This window comes from Arsenicicoccus sp. UBA6765, assembly GCF_002453335.1.
GTDB lineage: Bacteria > Actinomycetota > Actinomycetes > Actinomycetales > Dermatophilaceae > Arsenicicoccus > Arsenicicoccus bolidensis.
Window position 1 is genome coordinate 196,314 of sequence record NZ_DKGR01000057.1, and the last position, 6,583, is coordinate 202,896.

Consider the following 6,583-nt stretch of genomic DNA (forward strand, 5'->3'; position numbering starts at 1 on the left):
CCTGACCTCAGTCGGGCATCCCGCTGCCGGTCACCGCTCCGGTGCCGGTGTCGGTCGACCCCTCGGTCGCGGCCTGCTGCATCTGGCCGTGGTCGGCGTCGGGGGAGTCGTGGGCGATGTCGGCCTGGCCGGGGGCTGCCTCCGCGGCGGCCTCCTGCGCGGCCTTGGCACCCTCGGGCAGCTGCTCGTCACGCATCTCGGTCATGGTGTGGCTCCTTCGAGTCGATCGGTGCCCTCCACCCTAGGCACCGCGAGGCCGCTGCGGGGCCTTCGCCCGGACCAGAGCACGCCCGCGATCACGAGGACACCGCCGAGCAGCTCGATCGCGGTGGGGCGCTCGCCGAGCACCAGCCAGGCGGTGAGGATCCCGACGACGGGGACGAGCAGCGAGTATGGCGCCACCACCCCCGCCGGGTGCCGCGCCATGAGCCACACCCAGATGCCGGAGCCGACGACGGTGCCGAGCAGCACGGTGTAGGCGAGGCCGACCCACGCCGGCGCCGCCGCGGCCGACACCGACGTGCCGAGGGACGACGCGATGCGCGCGGGCCCTTCCACCAGCAACGACAGCACCAGCATGGGCAGCGGCGGCACCACGGACATCCATAGGGTCAGGTGCAGGGGCTTGGGCGCGCGCGCCAGGCGGCTGCACAGGTTGCCGAAGGCCCACCCCAGCCCGCCGAGCACCACCAGCACGAAGGGCAGCACGCTCGTCGCCGTCGCCCGTGACACGCCGACCAGCACGAGCCCACCCACCGCCACGGCGACCCCGACGCGTTGCGTCAGCCCCACCCGCTCGCCGAGCAGCAGCGCACCCAGCACCACGGTGAACGGCGCCGACGCCTGGAGCACGAGCGACGCCAGGCCGGCCGGGAAGCCCATGGCCATGCCGAGGTAGAGCCCGATGAACTGCACCGTCCCGAACCCCAGCCCGTAGCCGACCAGCCACGTCAGCGGCACGTCGGGACGGGGCACGAGCAGGATCGTGGGCACCGCGATGATCGCGAAGCGCAGGGCGACGAGGAACAACGGCGGGAACTGCTCCAGCGAGGTGTGGATCGCCAGGAAGTTGACGCCCCAGAGCACGGCCACGAGGGCCGCGAGGGCGCGGTGGGTCATCGGCATGCACCCATCGTCCGGCTCCGCGACCGTTCAGGGCAAGCGACGATCCATGACGCAAAGCATTAGGTTGGCTTCATGGATCTGCGTCACCTCGAGCTCCTCCGTGACCTGGCCGACCGCGGGACCCTGGCCGCCGTCGCCGCGGCCACCCACCGCACGCCCTCCGCGGTCTCCCAGCAGCTGCGCACCGCGGAGCGGGAGATCGGGGTGCGCCTCGTCGAGCCCGACGGCCGGCGCCTCCGGCTGACGCCCGAGGGCCGCCTGCTCGCGGCCGGCGCGGACGAGGTCGGCGAGGTGCTCGCCCGGGTCCATGGACGGCTCGACGAGCTCGTCGGCACCCCCGCCGGCACGGTCAGCATCGGCACGCTGCCCAGCGCCGGAGAGGCGCTGCTGCCCGGTCTCCTCCAGCGCCTCAGCAGCACGCAGATCCACTTGGAGATCGACGACTTCGACGTCCCCGAGGCGGAGTTCGCGGTGCGGGCCCGCGACGTGGACGTGGTGGTGGCGCACAGCCTCACGCCGGGGGCGGCGAGCGTCCAGGACGGTCTCGTGCGCCGCGTCATCGCCCGCGAGCCCATCGACGTGGCTCTGCCCGCGAGCCATCCGCTCGCGGGACGCGCGACCCTGCGCCCTGCGGACCTCGCCGGCACGACCTGGGTGGGCGTGCCGGTCGGCTACCCCTTCGACACGGTCATGGGGAGCATCGAGCGTGACCTCGGGGCGACCCTGGAGCGCCGCTACCGCCTGCGCGACAACCGGCTGGTCGAGTCGCTGGTGGCGTCCGGCGAGGGACTGGGTCTCCTCCCTCGTTTCACCACGCGATCACGCCAGGGGGTCGTCATACGGCCTCTGCAGGGTGTCCGGGCGCACCGCTCGATCTTTGCGCTGTCCCGCCGCGAGAGGCACGAGCGCCTGGCCGTGCGCACCGTCGTGGACCTGCTGGTCGAGGTCGGCCGCGATCTCGTGCGGGCACGGGGAGAGGCCGCCACCCTCGAGGGGTGACGGCCTCTCGCGTCGTGAGGCGACGGCCGGAGCCGTCAGCGGGACGACGTCACTGGCTGTTGTCGCCGACGCGCTCGTCGCCCTGCTGCTGCACAGAGTCGATCTTGTCGGAGTGCTGCCCACCAGTGCGCTCGTCGAGCTGGTCGCCAGCTCGCTCGATGCCCTGGTCGGAGAACTGCTCGACCTTCTCGGGGTTCTGCTCCGCAGCCTCGGTGGCCTTGTCCTTCATGTTGTCGGACATGCTCATCGCCGTCTCCTTCCAATCGGGGCCAGGTCAGGAGCACCTCGGGCCGTCGCCGGCACGGTGCGCTCCGCCGACCACCCTGCCCCACGCGACCGGTCCTTGTCACTCGCTCTGGGACAATGGCACGTATGCCGGACCCCGCCCTGCCACCCGTCGTCGCCGTCGTCGGGGCCACCGCCACCGGCAAGTCCGACCTCGGGGTAGCCCTGGCCGCACGGCTCGGCGGCGAGGTCGTCAACGCCGACGCGATGCAGCTCTATCGCGGGATGGACGTCGGCACCGCCAAGCTGAGCGTGGCTGAGCGACAAGGGATCCCGCACCACCAGCTGGACGTCCTCGACGTGCGGGACGAGGCGAGCGTCGCGGCCTACCAGCGCGAGGCGCGCGCCGACATCGACGAGGTCCGGCGACGTGGGCTCGTCCCTGTCCTGGTCGGGGGGTCGGGGCTCTACGTGCGGGCCGCGCTGGACCTGCTCGACATCCCGCCCACCGATCCCGACGTCCGCCGTCGGCTCGAGGCGGAGGTCGGCGACGACGCGGCGGGCCTGCCGGCGCTCGTCGAGCGGCTCCGACGGCTGGACCCCGTCGCCGCCGACCAGATCCTGCCCACCAACGCCCGGCGCGTCGTGCGCGCGCTGGAGGTCATCGAGCTGACGGGGCAACCCTTCAGCGCGACCATGCCGGAGCGCACCCATCGCCTGCCCACGGTCGTCGTCGGGCTGCGTGTGGACCGGCCGGTGCTCGACGAGCGCCTCGGCCTGCGCATCGACCGCATGTGGGAGCAGGGGCTGCTGGACGAGGTGCGGGCGCTGGACGCCGCCGGGCTCCGCGACGGGCGCACCGCGAGCAAGGCGCTCGGCTACGCCCAGGCCCTGGCCCAGCTGGACGGCGACCTGTCCGAGGACGACGCCAAGGAGCTGACGGCCACCCTCACTCGCAAGCTCGCCCGACGCCAGGAGGCGTGGTTCCGCCCCGACCCCCGGATCACCTGGCACGACGCCACCGCGGTGGCCACGGGGGAGCGTCCCATCGGCGACCTGCACGACGAGGTGCACGCGCGTGTGCTGACGTCGCTGACGTCGCTGCCCGGCCTGTCAGCCCCGGCCCAGCGCGCAGGAGACAATGAGGCATGACCTCCGACCCGTCCGCGCCCGTGGGCAGCCCCCGGCGGCTGGACTTCACCAAGGGCCACGGCACCGAGAACGACTTCGTCCTCGTCCCTGACGCGCAGGGCTCGATCCCGCTGTCCCCCAGCGAGGTCGTCTGGCTCGCCGACCGCCGCGCGGGCATCGGCGGCGACGGCGTCATCCGGGTCGTCCCCACGGCGCTCGCGGGCGAGCCCACCGTCATGGACCAGGCGTCGGACGCGCGCTGGTTCATGGACTACCGCAACGCCGACGGGTCGGTCGCCGAGATGTGCGGCAACGGCACGCGGGTCTTCGCGGCCTACCTGCGCCGCGAGGGCCTCGAGCAGGACCCGGAGTTCGCGATCGCGACCCGCGCCGGGCTCAAGCGCGTCCGCGTGGGCGTCGGTGGTGGCGACGGCGGCGACGGCCGAGGTGCAGGCGATGGCGAGACGGGGGACACGTCATACGCGGTCAACCTCGGACCCTGGCGGCTGAGCTCGCCCGCCGAGGCTGCTGCGCAGGGCTCGGACGCGCTGGTCAAGGTCGACGAACACGAGGCCGTCCCCGCCCTGTCGCTCGACCTCGGCAACCCGCACACCGTCGTCATGCTGCCCGCCGGCCGCGAGCTGGACGAGCTCGACCTCACCCGGGCGCCGTTCGTGCAGCCGACGCCCCTCGAGGGCACCAACGTGGAGTTCGTGCAGGTGCTCGGGCCGGGGCACATCCGCATGCGCGTGCACGAGCGCGGGGTGGGGGAGACCCGCTCCTGCGGCACCGGGGCCGCCGCCGCGGCGCTCGCGGTCCGCTGGTGGGCCGGCGGGGGCGACGCTGGAGCCGACGGGGCCCCCCGGGACCAGGCCGCTGACCTCTGGCGGGTCGACGTGCCCGGCGGGACGGTGCACGTCCGCGCCCTGCCCGGCGACCAGGTCGAGCTCTCCGGCCCGGCAGCCCTGGTCGCCGACGGCACCGTCGAGCTGCCTCCCCGGCGCTAGCCGGCTGCTGACCGGGCGATCGCTGGCCGATCTGTCCACGCCCTGGGACGACTCACGCACCAGTTCCGGACGGATGTCCCACATGCTGGATCGCCCCTTCTGCCCGAGATGTCCCAGCGCCTAGTTTCCGCAGATGACTGCACCCAGCCCCCGCGGACCTCGTCCGTCGGCCACGCTCCGGGGCGTCCTCGCCCTCGCGCTGGCCCTGCCTGTCACCGCCGCCGCCTCCCTCACCACCGCCGGCGCCACGCCGGTCCCGCAGCGTCCCGCCCCCCGTGACCAGGGGCCCGTCGGTCACACCCTGCCCAAGACCGGCACCATGACCGGCTCCGGCGGGGCCGTCGCCAGCGTCGACCCGGTCGCCAGCCAGGTGGGCATCGACGTGCTCAAGCGCGGGGGCAACGCCGCCGACGCCGCCGTCGCGACGGCGGCCGCCCTCGGCGTCGTCGAGCCCTACGCCAACGGCATCGGCGGTGGCGGCTACTTCGTCTACTACGACGCCCGCACCAAGCGCGTGTCGACCATCGACGGGCGCGAGACCGCCCCGGCCGGCATGACCGAGACGTCCTTCCTCGAGGGCGGCAAGCCGATGGACTTCACCAAGGCCGTCAACTCGGGCCTGTCCGTGGGGGTCCCGGGCACCGTGGCGACCTGGCAGGCGGCCCTGCAGGACTACGGCACCCGGTCGTTCAGCCAGATGCTGGCCCCGGCCGAGGAGATCGCGCGTCGTGGCTTCGTCGTCGACGACGCGTTCGAGACCGCCACCGCCGACAACGCCAAGCGGTTCGCGCAGTTCCCGGCGACCGCCTCGCTCTTCCTCCCCGGCGGCAAGCCGGTCGAGGCGGGCACGGTCCTGCGCAACCCGGACCTCGCAGCGACCTACGCCGAGCTGCGCCGCCGCGGTCCGTCGGCTCTCTACCGCGGCGGGATCGCCCAGGACATCGCCAAGGTCGTCAACACGCCGGTCACCGTGCCCGGCGTGATGGTCCCCAGCGGCACCATGACCACGGCCGACCTCGGTCGCTACCAGGTCAAGCGACTGGCCCCCATCCACTCGACCTACGAGGGCCACGACTACTACGGCATGGCGGGGTCGTCCTCGGGCGGCATCGCCGTCGCCGAGACCCTCAACCTGCTCGAGGAGTATGCCGAGCGCACGGGCGTCGCGCTGCACGACGTCGACGACGTGCAGTACTACCACCGCTTCGCCGAGGCCACCGCCACGGCGTTCGCCGACCGCAACCGCTGGGTGGCGGACGTGCCCGGCGTGCCGCGCCAGCAGCTGGTGTCGCAGGGCTTCGCGCGGGAGCGGGCGTGCGGCTTCGACCCGGCCAAGGCGCAGCAGCGTCCCATCGCCTTCGGCAACCCCGACGGGGCCTACGGCGGCTGCGGCACCGCGCTCGGCAAGGCCGGCCAGGGCAACGACGGCCAGGCCACCACGCACCTCACGGTGGCCGACAAGTGGGGCAACGTCGCGTCATACACCCTGACCATCGAGCAGTTCGGCGGCAGCGGCATGGTGGTCCCCGGTCGCGGCTTCCTGCTCAACAACGAGCTGACCGACTTCAACTTCAGGCCGATGACGGAGGGCGTCCCTGACCCCAACCTGCCCGCGCCGGGCAAGCGTCCGCGCTCGTCGATGAGCCCGTCGATCGTGCTCAAGGGTGGCCGGCCGTTCATGGCGGCCGGTGCCGCCGGCGGCGCGACGATCATCACGACCACCGCGCAGACGATCGTCGAGGTCATCGACCGGGACAAGACGGCGATGGGTGCGCTCGGAGCGCGGCGGATCTCGTCGCGCAACACGGCGGCGACCGCCGAGCCGCAGCTCATCAACAGCGCGACGGGAGCGGCGCTCAAGGCACTCGGGCAGCCGATGACCCCGGCCGAGACCATCGGGCGCGGCACCGCGATCCGCGTCCTCGGGCGCAACCTGTTCGACGCCGGGGCCGAGCCGACCCGCGGTGGCGGTGGGTCCGCGATGGTGGTGCACCAGGGAAAGCACAGCAAGCACAGCAAGCCCAGCAAGCCCAGCAAGCCCACCAAGCCCCGCCACCGCTGACCCCGCGCCCCTCCGCCGAGTGGTCACGTCCCGA

The 6,583-nt window shown here is 73.4% G+C and carries 7 protein-coding genes; 4 read left to right on the top strand and 3 right to left on the bottom strand.

Annotation, left to right across the window (positions count from 1 at the left end):
- Window positions 1-7: 7 nt before the first annotated feature.
- Together B4K29_RS15895 and B4K29_RS15900 are read right to left on the bottom strand one after the other, a co-directional pair.
- Window positions 8-205: a hypothetical protein gene (locus B4K29_RS15895; RefSeq protein ID WP_019284573.1), complete on the bottom strand. Its 198-nt coding sequence runs from the start codon at window positions 203-205 to the stop codon at window positions 8-10.
- Window positions 202-1,125, bottom strand: a complete 924-nt coding sequence (locus tag B4K29_RS15900) for an EamA family transporter (protein ID WP_286961321.1) — start codon at window positions 1,123-1,125, stop codon at window positions 202-204. Before B4K29_RS15900 ends, B4K29_RS15895 begins: the two co-directional genes overlap by 4 nt.
- Window positions 1,126-1,197: 72 nt before the next feature.
- Here B4K29_RS15900 and B4K29_RS15905 point away from each other — a divergent pair, with 72 nt between their 5' ends.
- Window positions 1,198-2,124, top strand: a complete 927-nt coding sequence (locus B4K29_RS15905) for a LysR family transcriptional regulator (RefSeq protein ID WP_286968099.1) — start codon at window positions 1,198-1,200, stop codon at window positions 2,122-2,124.
- A gap of 49 nt (window positions 2,125-2,173) precedes the next feature.
- Here the strand turns inward: B4K29_RS15905 and B4K29_RS15910 are convergent, their stop codons facing one another.
- Window positions 2,174-2,371, bottom strand: a complete 198-nt coding sequence (locus tag B4K29_RS15910; RefSeq protein ID WP_286961324.1) for an antitoxin — start codon at window positions 2,369-2,371, stop codon at window positions 2,174-2,176.
- 125 nt (window positions 2,372-2,496) lie between these two features.
- On the opposite strand from B4K29_RS15910, the gene miaA reads away from it, so the two are divergent.
- From miaA to ggt, 3 genes are all read left to right on the top strand, one after another.
- Complete coding sequence (gene miaA, locus B4K29_RS15915) at window positions 2,497-3,501, top strand: tRNA (adenosine(37)-N6)-dimethylallyltransferase MiaA (protein WP_286961325.1); 1,005 nt, start codon at window positions 2,497-2,499, stop codon at window positions 3,499-3,501.
- Complete coding sequence (gene dapF / locus B4K29_RS15920; protein WP_286968100.1) at window positions 3,498-4,487, top strand: diaminopimelate epimerase; 990 nt, start codon at window positions 3,498-3,500, stop codon at window positions 4,485-4,487. The genes miaA and dapF overlap by 4 nt, the downstream gene beginning before the upstream one ends.
- Window positions 4,488-4,620: 133 nt before the next feature.
- On the top strand, window positions 4,621-6,549 hold the full coding sequence (ggt, locus tag B4K29_RS15925; RefSeq protein WP_286968101.1) for a gamma-glutamyltransferase: 1,929 nt from the start codon (window positions 4,621-4,623) through the stop codon (window positions 6,547-6,549).
- Window positions 6,550-6,583: the final 34 nt, after the last annotated feature.